The 17,738-nt window shown below is 55.4% G+C and carries 20 protein-coding genes; 14 read left to right on the top strand and 6 right to left on the bottom strand.

Annotation, left to right across the window (positions count from 1 at the left end):
- The first annotated feature begins 18 nt into the window (after nucleotides 1-18).
- The 6 genes from ydcS to ACMYSP_RS00805 all read left to right on the top strand — a co-directional run bounded on the left by ydcS (nucleotide 19) and on the right by ACMYSP_RS00805 (nucleotide 6,250).
- Nucleotides 19-1,164 (top strand): putative ABC transporter substrate-binding protein YdcS, encoded by a 1,146-nt coding sequence (gene ydcS, locus ACMYSP_RS00830; RefSeq protein WP_434584978.1) that lies wholly within the window; start codon nucleotides 19-21, stop codon nucleotides 1,162-1,164.
- Nucleotides 1,165-1,181: 17 nt separating this feature from the next.
- Nucleotides 1,182-2,195, top strand: a complete 1,014-nt coding sequence (locus ACMYSP_RS00825) for an ABC transporter ATP-binding protein (RefSeq protein WP_434584976.1) — start codon at nucleotides 1,182-1,184, stop codon at nucleotides 2,193-2,195.
- Nucleotide 2,196: 1 nt separating this feature from the next.
- Nucleotides 2,197-3,126, top strand: coding sequence for an ABC transporter permease (locus tag ACMYSP_RS00820; protein WP_434584974.1), 930 nt, complete (start codon nucleotides 2,197-2,199; stop codon nucleotides 3,124-3,126).
- Nucleotides 3,116-3,922: an ABC transporter permease gene (locus ACMYSP_RS00815; RefSeq protein ID WP_434584973.1), complete on the top strand. Its 807-nt coding sequence runs from the start codon at nucleotides 3,116-3,118 to the stop codon at nucleotides 3,920-3,922. The genes ACMYSP_RS00820 and ACMYSP_RS00815 overlap by 11 nt, the downstream gene beginning before the upstream one ends.
- Nucleotides 3,923-3,944: 22 nt before the next feature.
- On the top strand, nucleotides 3,945-5,369 hold the full coding sequence (gene patD, locus ACMYSP_RS00810) for an aminobutyraldehyde dehydrogenase (RefSeq protein WP_434584971.1): 1,425 nt from the start codon (nucleotides 3,945-3,947) through the stop codon (nucleotides 5,367-5,369).
- A gap of 254 nt (nucleotides 5,370-5,623) precedes the next feature.
- Complete coding sequence (locus tag ACMYSP_RS00805; protein WP_434584969.1) at nucleotides 5,624-6,250, top strand: YagU family protein; 627 nt, start codon at nucleotides 5,624-5,626, stop codon at nucleotides 6,248-6,250.
- A gap of 109 nt (nucleotides 6,251-6,359) precedes the next feature.
- Here the strand turns inward: ACMYSP_RS00805 and ACMYSP_RS00800 are convergent, their stop codons facing one another.
- Together ACMYSP_RS00800 and ACMYSP_RS00795 are read right to left on the bottom strand one after the other, a co-directional pair.
- Nucleotides 6,360-6,698, bottom strand: a complete 339-nt coding sequence (locus tag ACMYSP_RS00800) for a hypothetical protein (RefSeq protein WP_434584968.1) — start codon at nucleotides 6,696-6,698, stop codon at nucleotides 6,360-6,362.
- Between the two features lie 935 nt (nucleotides 6,699-7,633).
- Complete coding sequence (locus tag ACMYSP_RS00795; protein ID WP_434584967.1) at nucleotides 7,634-7,756, bottom strand: small membrane protein; 123 nt, start codon at nucleotides 7,754-7,756, stop codon at nucleotides 7,634-7,636.
- 592 nt (nucleotides 7,757-8,348) lie between these two features.
- On the opposite strand from ACMYSP_RS00795, the gene ACMYSP_RS00790 reads away from it, so the two are divergent.
- Nucleotides 8,349-8,597, top strand: coding sequence for a hypothetical protein (locus ACMYSP_RS00790; RefSeq protein WP_434586986.1), 249 nt, complete (start codon nucleotides 8,349-8,351; stop codon nucleotides 8,595-8,597).
- A gap of 48 nt (nucleotides 8,598-8,645) precedes the next feature.
- Here the strand turns inward: ACMYSP_RS00790 and yncL are convergent, their stop codons facing one another.
- Nucleotides 8,646-8,741, bottom strand: coding sequence for a stress response membrane protein YncL (yncL, locus tag ACMYSP_RS00785; RefSeq protein ID WP_071844919.1), 96 nt, complete (start codon nucleotides 8,739-8,741; stop codon nucleotides 8,646-8,648).
- Between the two features lie 179 nt (nucleotides 8,742-8,920).
- Between yncL and ACMYSP_RS00780 the strand changes: the two genes are divergently transcribed.
- The 3 genes from ACMYSP_RS00780 (at nucleotide 8,921) to ACMYSP_RS00770 (ending at nucleotide 11,304) form a co-directional block, all read left to right on the top strand.
- Nucleotides 8,921-9,094 carry a GhoT/OrtT family toxin gene (locus ACMYSP_RS00780; protein ID WP_004861568.1) on the top strand — a complete coding sequence of 58 codons (174 nt, stop codon included), beginning with the start codon at nucleotides 8,921-8,923 and terminating at the stop codon, nucleotides 9,092-9,094.
- Between the two features lie 72 nt (nucleotides 9,095-9,166).
- Entirely contained in the window at nucleotides 9,167-9,937 is a 771-nt protein-coding gene (locus tag ACMYSP_RS00775) for an alpha/beta fold hydrolase (RefSeq protein WP_434584965.1), read from the top strand.
- Between the two features lie 80 nt (nucleotides 9,938-10,017).
- Entirely contained in the window at nucleotides 10,018-11,304 is a 1,287-nt protein-coding gene (locus tag ACMYSP_RS00770; RefSeq protein ID WP_434584964.1) for a putative acyl-CoA thioester hydrolase, read from the top strand.
- A 3-nt stretch (nucleotides 11,305-11,307) separates the two neighbouring features.
- On the opposite strand, the gene ACMYSP_RS00765 is transcribed toward ACMYSP_RS00770, so the two are convergent.
- Nucleotides 11,308-12,741: an aldehyde dehydrogenase family protein gene (locus ACMYSP_RS00765; RefSeq protein WP_434584962.1), complete on the bottom strand. Its 1,434-nt coding sequence runs from the start codon at nucleotides 12,739-12,741 to the stop codon at nucleotides 11,308-11,310.
- Between the two features lie 257 nt (nucleotides 12,742-12,998).
- Between ACMYSP_RS00765 and ACMYSP_RS00760 the strand changes: the two genes are divergently transcribed.
- The gene (locus ACMYSP_RS00760) at nucleotides 12,999-14,597 is read left to right on the top strand and encodes an ABC transporter substrate-binding protein (protein ID WP_434584961.1); all 1,599 of its coding nucleotides are present in this window, start codon (nucleotides 12,999-13,001) and stop codon (nucleotides 14,595-14,597) included.
- 17 nt (nucleotides 14,598-14,614) lie between these two features.
- Nucleotides 14,615-14,848, top strand: coding sequence for a YdcY family protein (locus ACMYSP_RS00755; RefSeq protein WP_434584960.1), 234 nt, complete (start codon nucleotides 14,615-14,617; stop codon nucleotides 14,846-14,848).
- 9 nt (nucleotides 14,849-14,857) lie between these two features.
- On the opposite strand, the gene ACMYSP_RS00750 is transcribed toward ACMYSP_RS00755, so the two are convergent.
- Together ACMYSP_RS00750 and ACMYSP_RS00745 are read right to left on the bottom strand one after the other, a co-directional pair.
- A complete protein-coding gene (locus tag ACMYSP_RS00750) occupies nucleotides 14,858-15,307 on the bottom strand; it encodes a DMT family transporter (RefSeq protein ID WP_434584959.1) in 450 nt (149 codons plus the stop codon).
- Nucleotides 15,304-15,822, bottom strand: a complete 519-nt coding sequence (locus ACMYSP_RS00745) for a GNAT family N-acetyltransferase (RefSeq protein WP_434584957.1) — start codon at nucleotides 15,820-15,822, stop codon at nucleotides 15,304-15,306. The genes ACMYSP_RS00750 and ACMYSP_RS00745 overlap by 4 nt, the downstream gene beginning before the upstream one ends.
- A 189-nt stretch (nucleotides 15,823-16,011) precedes the next feature.
- Here ACMYSP_RS00745 and ACMYSP_RS00740 point away from each other — a divergent pair, with 189 nt between their 5' ends.
- Both ACMYSP_RS00740 and ACMYSP_RS00735 read left to right on the top strand, forming a co-directional pair.
- A complete protein-coding gene (locus ACMYSP_RS00740; protein WP_434584956.1) occupies nucleotides 16,012-16,587 on the top strand; it encodes a helix-turn-helix domain-containing protein in 576 nt (191 codons plus the stop codon).
- Nucleotides 16,588-16,652: 65 nt separating this feature from the next.
- Nucleotides 16,653-17,690 carry an NADP-dependent oxidoreductase gene (locus tag ACMYSP_RS00735; protein WP_434584955.1) on the top strand — a complete coding sequence of 346 codons (1,038 nt, stop codon included), beginning with the start codon at nucleotides 16,653-16,655 and terminating at the stop codon, nucleotides 17,688-17,690.
- Nucleotides 17,691-17,738: the final 48 nt, after the last annotated feature.

Below are 17,738 nucleotides of genomic sequence, written 5' to 3'. Positions count from 1 at the left end.
TGACAGGAGTAACACCCAATGAGCAAAAAAATAGCCCGTGGCAGCCTTTATGCACTGGGTATGGCCTGCCTGACCGTGCAGGCCGCGCAACCACCTGCTTCGCTGGATAAAGGAGAAGGTCGGCTCGATATTATTGCCTGGCCGGGCTATATCGAGCGCGGTCAGACCGACAAAAACTATGACTGGGTGACCCAGTTTGAAAAAGAGAGCGGCTGCCAGGTGAATGTGAAAACCGCCGCGACCTCTGATGAAATGGTCAGCCTGATGGCGAAAGGGGGTTATGACCTGGTCACCGCCTCCGGTGACGCCTCTCTGCGCCTGATTATGGGCAAGCGAGTGCAGCCGATTAACACCACCCTAATCCCTAACTGGCACACCCTGGACCCACGGGTCGAAAAAGGCGCCTGGTTTAACGTCGACGGTAAAGTTTACGGCACGCCGTATCAGTGGGGGCCGAACCTGCTGATGTACAACACCCGGGTCTTCCCGACTCCGCCGGACAGCTGGAACGTCGTCTTCGTCAAACAGGATCTCTCTGACGGGAAAAGCAACAGCGGACGTGTTCAGGCCTACGACGGGCCGATCTATATCGCCGATGCGGCGCTGTTCGTCAAAGCGACGCAGCCGCAGCTGGGCATCACTGACCCCTACCAGTTAACCGAAGAACAATATCAGGCGGTGCTCAAGGTCCTGCGCGATCAACGCAAACTGATCCACCGCTACTGGCATGACACCACCGTGCAGATGAGCGACTTTAAAAACGAAGGTGTGGTCGCCTCCAGCGCCTGGCCGTATCAGGCCAATGGTTTAAAAAGTGAAGGTCAGCCGATCGCTACCGTGTTCCCGAAAGAGGGGGTAACCGGCTGGGCGGACACCACGATGTTGCACAGCGACGCCAAACACCCGGTGTGCGCCTATAAATGGATGAACTGGTCGCTGACACCGAAGGTGCAGGGCGACGTCGCGGCCTGGTTTGGCTCGCTGCCGGTGGTACCGCAGGGCTGCAAAGCCAGCACGCTATTGGGGGATAAAGGCTGTGAAACCAATGGCTACAACGAGTTTTCGAAAATCGCCTTCTGGAAAACACCGGTTGCCGAAGGGGGCAAATTTGTGCCTTACAGCCGCTGGACACAGGATTATATCGCCATTATGGGCGGTATTTGACTGGCCGGAGGCTGAGCATGACCTATGCAGTAGAGTTTCATAACGTCTCGCGTTTCTACGGCGATGTCCGCGCGGTGGATGGCGTCAGCATGGGGATCCGTGATGGCGAGTTTTTCTCAATGCTGGGGCCGTCAGGCTCCGGCAAAACCACTTGCTTGCGACTGATCGCCGGTTTCGAGCAGCTCTCCGGCGGGGAGATTTCAATTTTTGGCCACAAGGCCAGCGAGCTGCCGCCGTGGCAGCGTGATGTGAATACCGTCTTCCAGGATTACGCGCTGTTTCCCCATATGACCATCCTCGACAACGTCGCCTACGGGCTGATGGTGAAAGGGATCGGTAAAAAAGAACGTCATTTTCGTGCGCAGGAAGCGCTGGAAAAAGTTGCCCTCGGGTTCGTCCATACCCGTAAGCCTTCACAACTCTCCGGCGGCCAGCGCCAGCGGGTGGCGATTGCCCGGGCGCTGGTCAACGAGCCGCGGGTCCTGCTGCTTGATGAGCCACTGGGGGCGCTGGATTTAAAACTGCGTGAACAGATGCAGCTGGAGCTGAAAAAGCTCCAGCAGGCGCTAGGGATTACCTTTATTTTTGTCACCCACGATCAGGGTGAAGCGCTGTCGATGTCGGACCGGGTGGCGGTGTTTAACAACGGGCGCATCGAGCAGGTGGATGCACCGCACGACCTCTATTTACGCCCCAAAACTGCTTTTGTCGCCGGATTCGTCGGCACCGCCAACGTGTTTGATACCGAACTGGCTTCGCGGCTGTGTGGGATGCGCGGCGTCTGGTCTCTGCGCCCGGAACATATCTGCCTGAACCGGGAAGGGGAAGTGCAGGTAGAGGGGACGGTGCAGGCGGTACAGTACCAGGGCGCCGCCACGCGGATCGAACTGAAGCTGGCAGGCGGCGGTAAGCTGTTGGTCAGCCAGGCGAACAGCGATAGCAGCATGGCGCTCGGCGTGCCGCAGGCCGGGCAAACGGTACTGGCCTCGTGGTCGCGGGCGGCAATGGTGCCGCTGGAACGGGGAGGCTGATATGACGATGGTTATTCCGCGCCCCCCCTCAGGGCGCTTTTCCGGATTGTTCTGGCGCAAGCCGTCCCTTGGCCTGTTTTTGCTGCTGCTGGGGCCGCTGATGTGGTTCGGGATTGTCTATCTGGGATCGTTGCTGACGTTGCTGTGGCAAAGCTTCTATACCTTTGATGATTTCACCATGTCGGTCACCAGCGACCTGACCCTCGCGAACCTCAAGGCGCTATTTAACCCGGCAAACTACGACATCATTATCCGTACCCTGGTGATGGCCCTGTCGGTGACCGTTGCCAGTGCCGTGCTGGCATTGCCGATGTCGTGGTATATGGCACGCTATACTCACGGCAAAATGAAAGCCTTTTTTTACATCGCGGTGATGCTGCCGATGTGGGCGAGCTACATCGTTAAAGCCTACGCCTGGACGCTGCTGCTGGCGAAAGATGGCGTGGCGCAGTGGTTTCTCGGGCATTTGGGGCTGGAAGGGCTGCTGAATATGGTGCTGACGATCCCAGCCATCGGGGGCAATACGCTATCGACCTCCGGTCTGGGGCGCTTCCTGGTGTTCGTCTATATCTGGCTGCCGTTTATGATCCTGCCGGTACAGGCGGCGCTGGAGCGTTTGCCTCCCTCTTTACTGCAGGCATCCGCCGATCTTGGTGCCCGCCCGCGCCAGACCTTCCGATACGTGGTGCTGCCGCTGGCGATCCCCGGCATTGCCGCCGGTTCGATTTTCACCTTTTCGCTGACGTTGGGGGACTTTATCGTGCCCCAGCTGGTGGGGCCGCCCGGTTTTTTCATCGGCAACATGGTCTATTCACAACAAGGGGCAATAGGCAATATGCCGATGGCTGCCGCCTTTACCCTCGTCCCGATTGTGCTGATTGCCCTGTATCTGGCGTTCGTGAAACGCCTGGGAGCGTTTGATGCACTCTGAACGCGCACCGTTATTTCTGAAAATCGCCACCTGGGGCGGGGTGATCTTCCTGCATTTCCCGCTGGTGATCATCGCGCTGTACGCTTTCAATACGGAAGATGCCGCCTTTAGTTTTCCCCCGCAGGGGCTGACGCTACGTTGGTTCAGCGAGGCCGCCGGGCGCAGCGATATTATCGAATCTGTGACGTTGTCACTAAAAATTGCGGCGTTGTCTACCACCATCGCGCTGGTACTTGGCACGTTGGCTGCAGGAGCACTATGGCGCAGCACCTTTTTTGGCAAGAATGCCGTGTCGCTCTTGCTGCTGCTGCCGATTGCGCTGCCGGGCATTATTACGGGCCTCGCGCTGCTGACGGCGTTTAAGGCGGTTAATCTGGAACCCGGCCTGCTGACTATTGTGGTGGGGCATGCCACGTTTTGCGTGGTGGTCGTGTTCAACAATGTAATTGCCCGCTTTCGCCGGACCTCGTGGAGCCTGGTGGAGGCGTCAATGGATCTAGGGGCAACGGGCTGGCAGACCTTTCGCTATGTGGTGCTCCCCAATCTGGGGTCGGCGTTGCTGGCGGGCGGCATGTTGGCATTTGCTTTATCGTTTGATGAAATTATCGTCACCACCTTTACTGCCGGACACGAGCGTACGTTGCCACTGTGGCTGCTCAATCAACTGGGACGCCCGCGCGATGTCCCGATCACCAATGTGGTGGCGTTGTTGGTCATGCTGGTGACGATGATCCCTATTCTGGGGGCCTGGTGGCTCACCCGTGACGGCGATACTCATGCTGAAAACGGCAAATAACTCTCATGTACAGGATAATACTATGCAACATAACCTTTTGATTAACGGTGAGTTAGTGGCAGGTGAAGGCGAAATGGTGCCGGTATTCAATCCTGCCAGCGGCGAGGTGATCCTTGAGATCGCCGAAGCGACTGAAGCACAGGTCAATGCGGCAGTTGAGGCGGCGGACCGGGCTTTTGACAGCTGGAGCCAGACCACACCGAAGAGCCGGTCGGAATATCTGCTGAAGCTGGCGGATGCCATCGACGACCATGCCGAGACCCTGGCAAAACTGGAATCCTTAAACTGCGGCAAACCGCTGCACTGTGTCATTAACGACGAGCTGCCCGCCGTCGCCGATGTGTTCCGCTTTTTTGCCGGTGCAGCCCGCTGTTTGCCGGGGATGGCGGCCGGGGAATACCTCGAAGGACATACCTCGATGATCCGCCGCGACCCGGTTGGCGTCGTTGCCTCTATCGCGCCGTGGAACTACCCGCTGATGATGGCGGCGTGGAAACTGGCGCCCGCGCTGGCCGCCGGCAACTGCGTGGTGATCAAACCTTCAGAAATCACGCCATTAACGGCGCTGAAACTGGCGGAACTGACCAAAGACATTCTGCCGCCAGGCGTGCTGAACGTGCTGTTTGGCCGCGGACAAACCGTGGGCGACCCGCTAACCGCGCACCCGAAAGTGCGGATGGTGTCCTTGACCGGCTCGATCGCTACCGGGGCGCATATTATTGGCCATACCGCAGCGTCGATAAAACGCACCCATATGGAACTGGGTGGTAAAGCACCGGTGATTGTCTTCGACGACGCGGATATCGACGCGGTGGTGGAAGGGGTTCGCACCTTCGGTTTTTATAATGCCGGGCAGGACTGTACGGCCGCCTGTCGGATTTACGCCCAGCAGGGGATTTATGATCGTCTGGTCGAGAAACTGGGCGCCGCGGTAGCCAGCCTCAACGTTGGCCAGCCGGATGACCCGGCAACCGAACTGGGGCCGCTCAGCTCGCTGGCCCATCTGGAGCGGGTTAGCGCTGCCGTTGAGGCGGCACGCGGGCTGGCACACATTAACGTGGTGACGGGCGGTAGCAAGGTGGACGGAAAAGGCTACTTCTACCAGCCGACGCTGCTGGCCGGGGCAAAACAGGAAGATGCGATCGTCCAGCGGGAAGTCTTTGGTCCGGTGGTTAGCGTGACGTCATTTAGCGATGAAGATCAGGTTCTGGCATGGGCTAATGATTCGCAGTATGGCCTTGCCTCATCGGTGTGGACGCAGGATGTGGGAAGAGCCCACCGGTTGAGCGCGCGTTTACAGTACGGCTGTACCTGGGTAAACACCCACTTTATGCTGGTGAGCGAGATGCCGCACGGCGGGCAGAAGCTCTCCGGCTACGGCAAGGATATGTCGATGTATGGTCTGGAAGACTATACGGTGGTGCGCCACGTGATGATAAAACACTGATGAAGTGATAAGTGGCTGTAATGTGATGCATTGATATTTCAGCCGCTGCATTGCGTGGCATAAGTGGAGCACTGAAGCTAAGATCGCGCCGCAAGATCAACCGCAAAGAGTACCCGTCAGGCACCTGGCGGGTTTTTTGTTTATGAAAACAATTTTCGGAGGGGAAATGTAAACACTGATCTAAATCAAAATGATACGCATCCAACTTAAGGAAGATTAAGGAACGGTAAATATTCCTTATGAGTGGTGGCGTTATGGCAGTAAGAGACTTTTTTGTACAGACTGAACCTCGCAGACGGCGTTATGGTGTTGCGTTGTTTATTGGGCTTATCTCGGGCGTGGTGTCGGCATTTGTCAAATGGGGTGCTGAAGTTCCCCTTCCTCCGCGTAGTCCTGTGGACATATTTACGAGTGCGTGTGGGCCAGAATCATTAATTCGGGCTGCCGGACAAATCGATTGCTCCAGGAACTTCCTCAACCCTCCATATATTTTTCTACGCGACTGGCTGGGGCTCGCAGACCCTAATGCCGCGGTCTATACCTTTGCTGGGCATGTATTTAACTGGGTGGGCGTAACGCACATTATATTCTCCATAGTGTTCGCCGTTGGATATTGTGTCGTTGCTGAAGTGTTCCCTAAAATTAAGTTATGGCAGGGGCTGTTAGCGGGTGCACTTGCGCAACTGTTTGTCCATATGATTTCATTCCCGCTGATGGGCTTAACTCCGCCTCTTTTCGACCTTCCATGGTATGAAAACGTTTCAGAGATAGTGGGGCACTTAGTATGGTTTTGGTCTATTGAGATAATTCGCCGGGATCTCCGAAACAGAATTACGCATGAACCTGATGCAGAAGTTCCTGTTAACACTGCATTTAGATGAGCGAATAGTTTTGTTCATTATGGCTCGCATTAGCGGGCCATTTTTATCAATGACAGATAATCTGTTGCGGGACTTATTGTATAGTGGCGGTATCGCTAATTATCTTTTCCTACCGATCCTTATCATTCGTTATTTCGTCATCCTCGGCAGGAGGTGTGCGGTCTGTTTCATGGTCATTCACCGAGTAGCAACGGACTGGGGAGGTATCTGCTGGCCTGTCTTTATCAGATATGGTGCTTATTTTACACACCTCACCATCAGCGGTATTAAATAAAAGAACCTCAGTGACGTCGCCGTTGAGGTCTTTCTTTTTATCAATGAGTTGCCATGTTCCTGTTTGATTTTCGAATTTACTATGCAGTTCGTTTGGAAACGGTGGCGGGGATTGTCTGGCATCATCGCATCCAGAGACGCCAATAATGGCAAGAATCGGGAAAATAAATCTCATGAGATTAAACCTGCTTTGGTTGAGTTCATCGGTCAGACGTTAGATGCCCATGAAAGTTCACTGCACATGCCCCCAAATCTTTATAGGGCCAGCGCTGTTGCAGGATTTTGGCGTAGGGAGTAAGCGGTCGTGGCTGACGGGTTAGGTACAGACCCGTCAGTTCCGAAGATATCCCTGTTCTGGTTTACCGTGTATGAGCAGGAGGGTGACGACATGCCAGCAGGTGAGACAGGCTACATCGGCAGGACGCTCATCATCAGGTAGGCCATCAGAATACAGATCAGCGTCATATACCAGACAAAACTCATTTAATTACCTTAACTATCCATGATTCGCAGACGGCTAATGCTGCCGGGTCCGCACTACAGCGAGTGGCCAACGATCGTGTTAACGACGCCTGAAGCCATCAATACCCTACCTATGATAAGGCATGTTTGTTCTCATCTGAAAGCCCCCAGAACCAGCAACGTCACTGCAACTGAAAAAAGAGGGGAGCAATGATGCTGAAGGCGCGCAACAGACTTCCGGGCCAACATTTTGTCATTAGTGAGACTATCACACACCACGCTCATTAGCTTGCTAATAATCACAATGGCAGTTATTGCTAAAACAAATGTGAAGAGATATGAGATGATTCTTATGCCCCTTCAAGAGCTAAGCCAGAGTGAGTGCCGGAGATAAGCGCCGGGTGGGGCGCGTAACTTAATTCAAGGTTGCCAGAACTACGACCTGTATAAGAACCCTGCATATGCTGCAGGGTTTTTTTTGCCCTTCAGGAAGACCTGCTTTACGGGGATAGCGTCCCCTGAAAGGATGCTGACGCGAACAATGAGTAGAGCTTCATGGATAACGTTCTGATTTATTGTGGTTGAAGGGAACGAGGCAATATGAGCTCGCCAGGCGTGAGACAATAATAACGTTGTGGGTATTTCTCGCTAGCGTTTATGTTTTTTTGTCGGCAGACTGGAGTGACGACGATCGCGAATGTATGAATAAAGATTGTACACTGCAAGAACCAGCAATATTAGCGCCGCTACCAGCGCAATAATTCCTGACATGGACCACCTCAAAATAAAATGAACAATAAAGAAAATGCAAAAAGACGCATCCGAATATAAATTCACAAGTGGAATAACGCAAATATTATTTTGCGCTATTCTCATTACAACATTTGATTAATAAGGCGGTATTAACTTGTTGCTTTGTATGGTTTTTATTGTGATGGTTTGTATCACGATATCAACAGCGAGCGCCGCACGCGGTTATGGATACTAAATAACCCTTACATTTGTCATTGCCATTAGTTTGTGTCAACGTCCATGACGTTAATGTGGCGTAATTTAGAAATTACATACCCATTTTCATATTGCATCATGTTGACGCTATTGCTTTTAAACTAAAAAAACCAATAGCGCACAATTTCATTAAATCTTACAGATTATTCGCATTACATAATTAATTGAAAATGGCTAGCCGAGAGAAAATAGTGAGGGCGGTTGGGCACTGGGCAAAAAAGAAAATGTAGATGAAATGTTAAAAATATCTGGTCGGTGCGCTACTGTAGCGGAAAGAGCGCGTTTGAGGTTTGACTTTGTACGCACCCGCGTGCGACCATTTATCATAATTTGTTACTTTAACGTTGAACTTGTTTTGAAAAAGATAGTATTTCTCCTGTCGGTGGCCTGCGCCACGGCACTGCTATACGGTTATTCACCGGCACAGCATATTCGGGGTTGTGAACAGCAAGGGGCCAGTGAAGCCATTTGCGTTGCAGCGGAATGGGATAGCGAAAAAGTTAATTTGCTACCGGAATATGACCCTGATTATAACCGGGTTATTGCTGTGCAACAGACCCAGTCTCAGACCCGTATTGATAAAACAGCCGCGATAAAATCGTAAAAAAGCAGCCCATAGAGGCTGCTTTTTTAGGTTTCTTTGCTGAGTAAATCAGTAAAACCAACCAAAACGAACAGATAACAGGCTGATAAGCGCAAACGCTGCACCGACATTAATCAGAATTACGGTTTTGCTGGAAACATCCATAACGCCACCTTTATGAGTAAGCCTCTACAGGTATAGTACGAGGTGAAAGGAAGTGCTATCAGACAAGGATGAATTGGGCGTTAAATACCGTGGTTTTTATGTGGTGTTGTGAACTGTCTTGTACCGCTTTGAGAATATAAAGCAGGTACCTTGATGGGCTTGTCAGGGAAGGAATAAGAATGACCCTATACCAGAAAATGCTGGTTTTTTACGCAGTTATGGGATGTATCTGCGCAATAATAAGCTGGTTTTTAACCAAAGAAAGCCGACTTATCCGCCTGCTGGCGGCATTGTTGATCGGCGCCACATGGCCATTTAGTTTTCCTATGGCTCTGCTGGTCTCTCTGTTCTGACCTTATAAAGTCGCTGGCAATTGGTATATTGCTACTGTATAAAAACACAGTTAATGCTGATGGAGCGACGTTATGAATGGCTTTTTCTCCTCACTGGCTGGCGCGACCGTGCGCTGGCTCGATCTCCCTGGGCGCGGTGTACCGGTGGTCTTTATTCATGGCCTGGGCTGCGCGTCATCCTACGATTACCCGCGCGTGGTGACCGACCCGGCGTTTCATGGGCGACGGGCGCTACTCATCGATCTGCCGGGATACGGCTACAGCGATAAGCCTGCGCAGTATAGCTACAGCACCAGCCAGCAGGCTCAGGTGGTGGTTGAACTGCTCGAACATCTTCAACTGAGCCGCTGCTATCTGTACGACCATAGCATGGGCGGCAGCATCGCCATTGAAGTCGCTGAGTGTCCTGGCGATCGTATTCTGGCGCTGCTGGTGGCGGAGCCTAATCTGTATGCCGGGGGAGGAATGTACAGCCGGGCTATCGCCACTCAACCGGAGGCCGAATTTGTCGCCAGCGGTTATGCCGGGATGCTGGCAGCAGAGACCTCTCCCTGGGCCGGATGCCTGCAAAACAGCGCCCCCTGGGCAGTATGGCGCGGGGCCAGCAGCCTGGTCGCCGGCGTGGCACCGTCTTGGTTCAGCCGTTTTCAACAGTTAACCTGCCGCAAGGCCCTGATATACGGCGAGCTGTCATTACCCGCGCAGGAAGCCAATGACGTCCAGGCCGAGGGTATTGCGTTGCTGACGGTACCGGATGCCGGGCATTCGATGGCCTGGGAAAACCCCGCGGCGTTGGCTGACAGGATTGCCAGTTTCTGCGCACGGGTGGAAGCAGAAGCGTAAAGCGTGATCGTGGCATGATTAAAGAAACGGTATTTCATTATTATTGGTTTATCATTCCAATAACATGTGGTGCCCGATAAATGCCGAAGATCCCGATGCCTGCGCTTTCCCTGTTGCTTAGCATGTCATTCGTTATGCAAGGTTGTTCAACCCCGACACTACGCGGAAGTGAAAGTGGAGGTGGAAGTGGAGGTGGAAGTGAAACGCGTCCGTTACTCACGGCCGCAGAAGCGAGCACCTTTACCCAAGCGAACTATTTTTCGCGCGGTGGGTTATTAGCATCCCCTGACGGCCCGTGGACGCCGTCGGCGGAGATCCTGAAAACGCGCGACACACTATGGCGGGTGGCCCATAGCGGCGCCCCGTACACCAGCGTTCAGCAGGCGTTAAATGCGGCAATCCGCCAGCAGGCGGGGGATCGCCAGCGCATAATCATTCGGGTGGAGCCGGGCGTCTACCGGGAAACGGTGTACATTCCGGCCGATGCGCCGCCGGTGACTATTTACGGTAGCGGGGCCGATCCCGAAGCGGTGAGAATCGAACTGCCGCTGGATTCACAATTCTCGCCGCAACGCTATCGTCAGGTGGTGAACGCGCAGCAGCAATACCGTCCGGGAGATCCCGCCTGGTATCAGTACGCGCTGTGCGCCGGGCGTACCACCCCGATGATAGGGACCAACTGCGCAGCGGTGATGTGGGCGCAAAGCGCCGATTTTCACCTGGCGAACATCAGCATTGTGAACAGCCTGCTCGACAACGTGGATGGCGGGACCCATCAGGGCGTGGCGTTGCGCACCGATGGCGACCGGGTCCAGTTGCAGAACGTCCGCCTGCTTGGACGTCAGGATACCCTCTACCTTAATACCAGCGATCAACGTAACGCCGCCGTCACCGACCGCATCAGCCGGGTCTATATCAAAGACAGTTACGTCGAAGGGGATGTTGATTACGTCTTTGGGCGGGCGAACGCGGTGTTTGACCAGGTGCATTTCCATACCGTTTCTACGCGTCATTCAGCGGAAGCCTATGTGCTGGCTCCCAATACCTTGCCGGATAACCCCTATGGTTTCCTGGTGTTGAACAGCCGCTTTACCGGCGATAGTGGTTATCAGGGGCAGTTCAAAGCGAAGCTGGGGCGCGCCTGGGATCAAGGAGCGGGGAAGACCGGCTATCTGCCGGGCAACACGGCTAATGGCCAGTTGGTCATTGCGCACAGCACCATTGACGGCAGCTACGATAAGCTTGCGCCATGGGGCGCCGCCGCAACCACGTCGCGACCGTTCCGCGGCAATATCACCGCAGAACGCCAGCTGAATGATGTGGCCTATAACCGCTTATGGGAATTTGCTAACCATACGCAGCCATAATGATTAAAACGGCAGTTCGCGCGGGCGGGTCTGTAGGGTTATCCAGCGCAGTTCGGTAAACTCAGCGATGCCCGCCCGGCCGCCGAAGCGTCCGTAGCCCGAAGCTTTACAGCCGCCAAACGGCATCTGGGCTTCATCGTGTACGGTGGGGCCGTTAATGTGGCAGATACCGGTTTGCAGCGCCTGAGCCACGTTCCAGGCCCGGGCGCTATCACGGCTGTAGACCGCAGAGGAGAGCCCGTATTCGCTTTCATTAGCGACATCTAACGCCTCCTGTTCACCCTTGACGCGAATAATCGCTTTCACCGGCCCGAAGGATTCCTCCTGCCAGATGCGCATCTCGCGGGTGACCCCATCAAGCAGGGTGGCGTGCATCTGTGTCGAGTCAGCCTTGCCGCCGGTTAACAGCCGCGCGCCTTTTGCCAGCGCATCGTCAATCAGCGCATTACAGCGCACCACGGTTTTCATATCGACAACGGGGCCAATCAGTCCGGCGGGCAGCGTTGCCGCCCGGCGGCTTAATCGTGCGATAAACGCCTCGGCAATTGACTCATCAACGATGATCCGCTCGGTCGACATACAGATCTGCCCGGCGTTGGCAAAGGCGCCGAATATTGCCCCAGCCGCAGCCTGGTCGAGATCGGCATCGTCGAGCACCAGCAGCGGGGCTTTGCCCCCCAGTTCAAGTACCGCCGGTTTTAGATACTGACCGCAGGTGCGGGCGATAATACGGCCCACCGCGGTGGATCCGGTGAAGTTGACGCGGCGCACCGCCGGGTGGGCGATCAGCGATTCGACCAGCGCCGGGGCATCCGCCGGCGCGCAGGTCAGATAGTTCACCACCCCGGCCGGCAACCCGGCTGCCGCCAGCGCGTCGACGATCAGCGCCTGGCTGGCAGGTGATATTTCTGCGCCTTTAAGAATTACCGTGTTTCCGCACGCCAGCGGCGTGGCAATAGCGCGGGTGGCGAGGATCAACGGCGCGTTCCACGGCGCCATGCCCAGCACCACGCCAGCGCCCTGACGTACCGCCATCGCCAGGTTGTCCGGCACGTTCGAGGCAATAACCTGGCCCTCGATTTGGGTGGTGAGGGCGGCTGCTTCACGCAGAATATCGGCCGCCAGATGGACGTTAAAGCCGGACCAGTGGGCCGTGGCGCCGGTTTCTGCGGCCATGGCGGCGATAAACTTCGCCTCACGTAGTAGCAGCTGTTCCGCCGCCTCCAGCAGCAGGCGCCGCCGCTCTACGGGGGCCGTATCACGCCATTGCGGGAAGGCTGCCGCTGCGGCCTCGACGCTGCGTCGGGCGTCGGCAAGGCTTGCCGCAGAGGCAACGGAAGCCGCCTCTTCGTTCAGCGGATGGTGGCGACTAAAGGTGGCATGACCTTCGGCATCATGCCATTGGCCGTTGGTGTATAACGTGCAGGTTATTGTCATGGGAAGCCTCACTGGTCTGCGGTTTCCCGAGTGTACCGGGTGGCACAGGCGTGCGGTAAAAGCAGGGCGGTAATCGCACGTTTTTTTCCCGGTTTTGTAGGCAGTTCACAACTTCTGGGAGCGGGGGAGACGGGGTGCTGAATAAATCAACGAAAACACCCGTTTGCGCATAACCTGATGCTAATTGATTATTTGCCGGTTGAATCCTGCTGTGCTGTTATTAGTGCACATATAACAAATTGATAAGGTTTATAACCATGTCTACAGGGAAAACGTTACTTGCGCTGGCGTTAAGCGCATTACTGCCGGCAGGTGCCGCGTGGGCGGCCGGAAACGACACGCTGGTTTATTGCTCCGAGGCCTCACCGGAATCATTTAACCCGCAAATTGCCAGCTCCGGCCCCTCCTTTGTCGCCAGCTCTCAGGTGCTGTATAACCGCCTGATTACCTTCGATCCGCTGAAAAACACCCCGGTCCCGTCGCTGGCGACCGCGTGGAGCGTTTCTCCCGATGGCAAAACCTGGACCTTCACCCTGCGTCAAGGCGTGAAGTTCAACAGCAACAAATACTTCACGCCGACCCGCGATTTTAACGCCGATGACGTGCTGTTCTCCGTGCTGCGCCAGCAGGATGCCAAACATCCGTATCACAACGTGTCGCAGGGGCAGTATGAATATTTCCACGACGTCGGGCTGGATAAGCTGATTAAAGAGGTGAAAAAGCTCGACGATTACCACGTCCAGTTTGTGCTGGCGGAGCCGAATGCCGCCTTCCTCGCCGACTGGGGGATGGATTTTGCCTCTATTCTCTCGGCGGAATATGGCGATGCCATGCTGAAAAAAGGTACGCCGGAGTACGTTGATACCTGGCCAATAGGCACCGGGCCTTACGCGTTGCAGCAATATAAAGTCGACTCGCTGATTCGCTATATTGCTAACCCGCACTACTGGGAAGGCGAGGTGCCGACAAAACACCTGATCTTCTCCATTACCCCGAACGTCGAGACGCGTCTGGCGAAGCTGCAAACCAACGAATGCCAGATTATCCCGGCGCCTTCACCGGTTCAGTTCCCGGTGATCAAAGGGAATAAGGATCTGGCGCTACATGCAGTGGAAGCACTCAACGTCGGCTATCTGGCGTTTAATACCGAGAAAAAGCCGTTTGATAACGTGCTGGTGCGTCAGGCGCTGAATTACGCGACTGACAAACAGGCCATCGTCCGCGCGGTATTTATGGATTCCGGCGCCGTCGCCAAATCGCCGCTGCCGGCAAACATGCTCGGCTATAAAAAAGATCTGCCGGATTACGACTACGATCCGCAAAAAGCTAAAGCACTGCTGAAACAGGCAGGGCTGGAAAAAGGGGCTGAAGTGACCCTGTGGTCGATGCCGGTGCAACGCCCGTACAACCCCAATTCGCGGCGCATTGCTGAAATGATCCAGAGCGACTGGAGCAAAGTGGGGATCAAGGCCAACATCGTGACCTATGAATGGGGTGAATATCTCTCCGGCATGCGCAAAGGGGAGCACGACAGCGCGCTGTTTGGCTGGATGTCGGACAACGGCGACCCGGACAACTTTGCTGGTACCCTGCTGAGCTGTGATAATATTAAGACCGGCTCTAACGTTGCCCGCTGGTGTGATAAGTCCTATGACGCGCTGGTCAAAAAAGCGATTCTGGTCAGCGACCCGCAGCAGCGCGCCGCACTGTATGGCCAGGCGCAGGAGATCTTTTATCAGCAGGCACCATGGATCACCCTGGCCACCGGAAAAACCTTCTACGCCACGCGCAGCAACGTCACTGGCTATAGCGTGAGCCTGATGGGCAGCGATTTTTCTAAAGTAAAACTGAATTAAAGCGAAAGGAGAACAGAATGGCGCATCTGGATGACGTTATCGCCCGCGTGGACGCGGCGATTGCCGAAGGGGTAATAACCCATATGAATGAACTGCTGATCGCCCTTAGCGATGACGCTGAGCTGGGGCGCGACGAGCGCTTTACCCAGCAGCAGCGGTTACGCACCACCATTGCGCATCATGGTCGTCAGCACCATGAGGAGCAGGAGGCGCGCCGCGAGCAGTTAAACAAGGGTGGCGCCATTCTCTGACCGACCGCCTCAGAACTGGCGTCTGGCGACCAGCCAGGCGCCTGCTACCAGCATCACTGCGCCGCAGACCGGCCCCAGCAACGCCCGCCATGGCACCCCGTGTGCACGAATAATATCGATGACTAATCCGCCCACCAGCTGGCTGGCAATCAGCACCGCAATAGTGGTGGCCGCGCCCACGCTTTGGTAGCCGCTGATACTGGCGAAGACAAAAAATGACCCCAGCAGGCCCGGAATCAAGGTCCACCATTTGATGCTGATCGCCAGCTCCTGAAATCCTGCCGCTCCGTGGCGCAGCAACAGGATCGTCACGAAAATAACAATCCCGACCAGCGAGTTAAGCAGCATGGCAATCAGGATAGTCGACGCGGACTGGGTGATGCGCACCATCAGGGTATTCTGCACCACCAGCCCGATGCCCGCGGCAATCAGGCAGGCGAGGGTCAACGACTGGTTCATGCACGGCCATCCGGATCGCGGCGATCGTCAAGCTGTAGCTGCATAAAGGTCAGATCTAACCAGCGACCAAACTTAGTCCCGACCTGCGGCATCTGCCCGGTGGTGACAAACCCCAGCGTTTCATGGAGATGCAGCGAGGCCTGATTTTGTGCTTCGATCCCGGCTACCATTACATGTTTATTGAGCCGACGGGCTTCGTTAATCAGCGCCACCAGCAGGGCGCGCCCCAGCCCTTTACCCTGATGATCGGGGTGCACATAGACTGAATGCTCGACGGTATGACGAAAACCGTCAAAAGCGCGCCAGTCGCCAAACGAGGAGTAACCGGTGACAACGCCATCCTCTTCGCTGACCAGGATTGGAAAACCGGCAAGTTGTCTGGCTTCAAACCACGCGAGGCGGTTATGGGTATCGACGGTTTTGTCATTCCAGATAGCGGCGGTGTGCAGCACCGCGTGGTTGTAGATTTCGGCGATGGCGGCGCAATCTTCTTTACAGGCATGGCGAATGGACATAGCAGACCTCAGTAATTGTTCACTATAGTAGTACGATATTATTACAATAATGTACGTAACGCTGTCATCTGTTTTAGCGAAAAATTTATTATTCCCTGTTATGCGAGGAATTCTGCGGTGTTGAGCAGAGTGTGGATTTGCGGGCCATCTCCTTGTTGCAGGACGATTCATACACTATAGTACTACGCTATGAATACTATTGAAGACAATATGAATCAGCGCATTAGCGCACGCATACGCATCGAACGCGAATCTCGCGGCTGGTCCCTTAGCGACCTGGCCGAGCGCGCCGGCGCCTCTCGCGCGATGATCCACAAGATTGAACGCGGCGAAAGCAGCCCTACGGCCTCGATGCTCGGGCGGCTTTCCGGTGCCTTTGGCATCAGTATGTCCACCCTGATCGCCAGGGCCGAGATGCAGGAAGGGAAACTGTTGCGTTTTGCCCAGCAGCCGGTCTGGCGCGATCCGCAAAGCCACTATCTGCGGCGCCACGTCTCTCCGCGTAGCGATCTGCCGATCGATCTGGTGCAGGTAGAGCTGCCTGCGGGCAGCGATGTCCCGATGCCGGCATCGTCATATGTGCTGGCGCGTCAGCTTATCTGGCTGCAGCAGGGGGAGCTGGTGTTTGTCGAAGGCGCCACCCGGCATGAAATGCGGGCCGGAGACTGTCTTGAACTGGGGCCGCCAAACGACTGCCGGTTTATCAATGAATCCAGCGCATCGTGTACCTACCTGGTGGTGCGGTTAAATCAATCTGCCTCATAATGCCAATGTGCGTGGCGTCAATTGCGACTAGCCTTGGTACAGGCTTTTAACTGGAGGAGTTTGCTATGGCTTTTCATCCACAGCGTCATCGTCGACTGGTGTTGGCTTCCCGCCCACACGGCGAGCCGACCGGGGATAATTTCCGTCTGGAAGCGGGCGATGTGCCGACCCCAGGCCCGGGCCAGCTGCTGTTGCGCACGGTGTATCTCTCATTGGATCCCTATATGCGTGGCCGGATGAGCGATGCGCCATCCTACTCGCCGCCGGTGGAGATTGGCGCGGTGATGGTCGGCGGTACGGTGAGCCGGGTTGAAGTCTCCCATCACGCCGATTTCAAAGCTGGCGAATGGGTGCTGGGCTACAGCGGCTGGCAGGACTATGAGCTTTCCGACGGCAGCGGGCTGGTGAAGCTGGGCACCGACCCGCAGCATCCTTCCTGGGCGCTTGGAGTACTGGGAATGCCTGGGTTTACCGCCTATATGGGCCTACTGGATATCGGTCAGCCGAAAGCCGGTGAAACGCTGGTGGTGGCTGCCGCGACCGGGCCGGTCGGCGCCACGGTCGGGCAGATTGCCAAACTCAAAGACTGCCGTACAGTGGGGGTTGCCGGAGGCAGCGAGAAATGCCGCTACGCGGTAGAGACGCTCGGGTTTGATGTTTGCCTCGATCACCATGCGGATGATTTCGCCGCGCAGCTGGCGGCAGCCTGCCCACAGGGGATTGATATCTATTATGAAAACGTCGGTGGTAAGGTCTTTGATGCCGTTCTGCCGTTGCTTAATACCTCGGCGCGGGTGCCGGTCTGCGGCTTAGTCAGCGGCTATAACGCCACCAGCCTGCCGGAGGGACCGGATCGCCTGCCGCTGCTGATGGGGACGCTGCTGAAAAAACGCATCCGCATGCAGGGTTTTATCATCGGTCAGGACTACGGTCATCGTATTGCCGAGTTCCAGGCTGAAATGGGTTGCTGGGTGCAGGAAGGCAAAATCAAATATCGCGAGCAGCTAATTGATGAGCTGGAGCGTGCACCTGAGGCGCTAATCGGCCTGCTGAAGGGCAAGAACTTCGGTAAAGTGGTGGTCCGCGTTTCCCCTGACGATTAATTTCGCTCCAGGTTTTACTGAACCACGATAATTATCACCCGGATAGCG

The sequence above is a fragment of the Klebsiella sp. R390 genome, assembly GCF_051131745.1.
Taxonomy (GTDB): Bacteria; Pseudomonadota; Gammaproteobacteria; order Enterobacterales; family Enterobacteriaceae; genus Klebsiella.
The sequence above is the reverse complement of the archived record's forward strand: the minus strand, read 5'-3'. Positions and strand labels throughout refer to the sequence as shown.

Coding starts and splice junctions, on each gene's coding strand:
- ydcS (WP_434584978.1), top strand. CDS start 19: ATGAGCAAAAAAATAGCCCGTGGCAGCCTTTATGCACTGGGTATGGCC.
- ACMYSP_RS00825 (WP_434584976.1), top strand. CDS start 1,182: ATGACCTATGCAGTAGAGTTTCATAACGTCTCGCGTTTCTACGGCGAT.
- ACMYSP_RS00820 (WP_434584974.1), top strand. CDS start 2,197: ATGACGATGGTTATTCCGCGCCCCCCCTCAGGGCGCTTTTCCGGATTG.
- ACMYSP_RS00815 (WP_434584973.1), top strand. CDS start 3,116: ATGCACTCTGAACGCGCACCGTTATTTCTGAAAATCGCCACCTGGGGC.
- patD (WP_434584971.1), top strand. CDS start 3,945: ATGCAACATAACCTTTTGATTAACGGTGAGTTAGTGGCAGGTGAAGGC.
- ACMYSP_RS00805 (WP_434584969.1), top strand. CDS start 5,624: ATGGCAGTAAGAGACTTTTTTGTACAGACTGAACCTCGCAGACGGCGT.
- ACMYSP_RS00800 (WP_434584968.1), bottom strand. CDS start 6,698: ATGAGATTTATTTTCCCGATTCTTGCCATTATTGGCGTCTCTGGATGC.
- ACMYSP_RS00795 (WP_434584967.1), bottom strand. CDS start 7,756: ATGTCAGGAATTATTGCGCTGGTAGCGGCGCTAATATTGCTGGTTCTT.
- yncL (WP_071844919.1), bottom strand. CDS start 8,741: ATGGATGTTTCCAGCAAAACCGTAATTCTGATTAATGTCGGTGCAGCG.
- ACMYSP_RS00780 (WP_004861568.1), top strand. CDS start 8,921: ATGACCCTATACCAGAAAATGCTGGTTTTTTACGCAGTTATGGGATGT.
- ACMYSP_RS00775 (WP_434584965.1), top strand. CDS start 9,167: ATGAATGGCTTTTTCTCCTCACTGGCTGGCGCGACCGTGCGCTGGCTC.
- ACMYSP_RS00770 (WP_434584964.1), top strand. CDS start 10,018: ATGCCGAAGATCCCGATGCCTGCGCTTTCCCTGTTGCTTAGCATGTCA.
- ACMYSP_RS00765 (WP_434584962.1), bottom strand. CDS start 12,741: ATGACAATAACCTGCACGTTATACACCAACGGCCAATGGCATGATGCC.
- ACMYSP_RS00760 (WP_434584961.1), top strand. CDS start 12,999: ATGTCTACAGGGAAAACGTTACTTGCGCTGGCGTTAAGCGCATTACTG.
- ACMYSP_RS00755 (WP_434584960.1), top strand. CDS start 14,615: ATGGCGCATCTGGATGACGTTATCGCCCGCGTGGACGCGGCGATTGCC.
- ACMYSP_RS00750 (WP_434584959.1), bottom strand. CDS start 15,307: ATGAACCAGTCGTTGACCCTCGCCTGCCTGATTGCCGCGGGCATCGGG.
- ACMYSP_RS00745 (WP_434584957.1), bottom strand. CDS start 15,822: ATGTCCATTCGCCATGCCTGTAAAGAAGATTGCGCCGCCATCGCCGAA.
- ACMYSP_RS00740 (WP_434584956.1), top strand. CDS start 16,012: ATGAATACTATTGAAGACAATATGAATCAGCGCATTAGCGCACGCATA.
- ACMYSP_RS00735 (WP_434584955.1), top strand. CDS start 16,653: ATGGCTTTTCATCCACAGCGTCATCGTCGACTGGTGTTGGCTTCCCGC.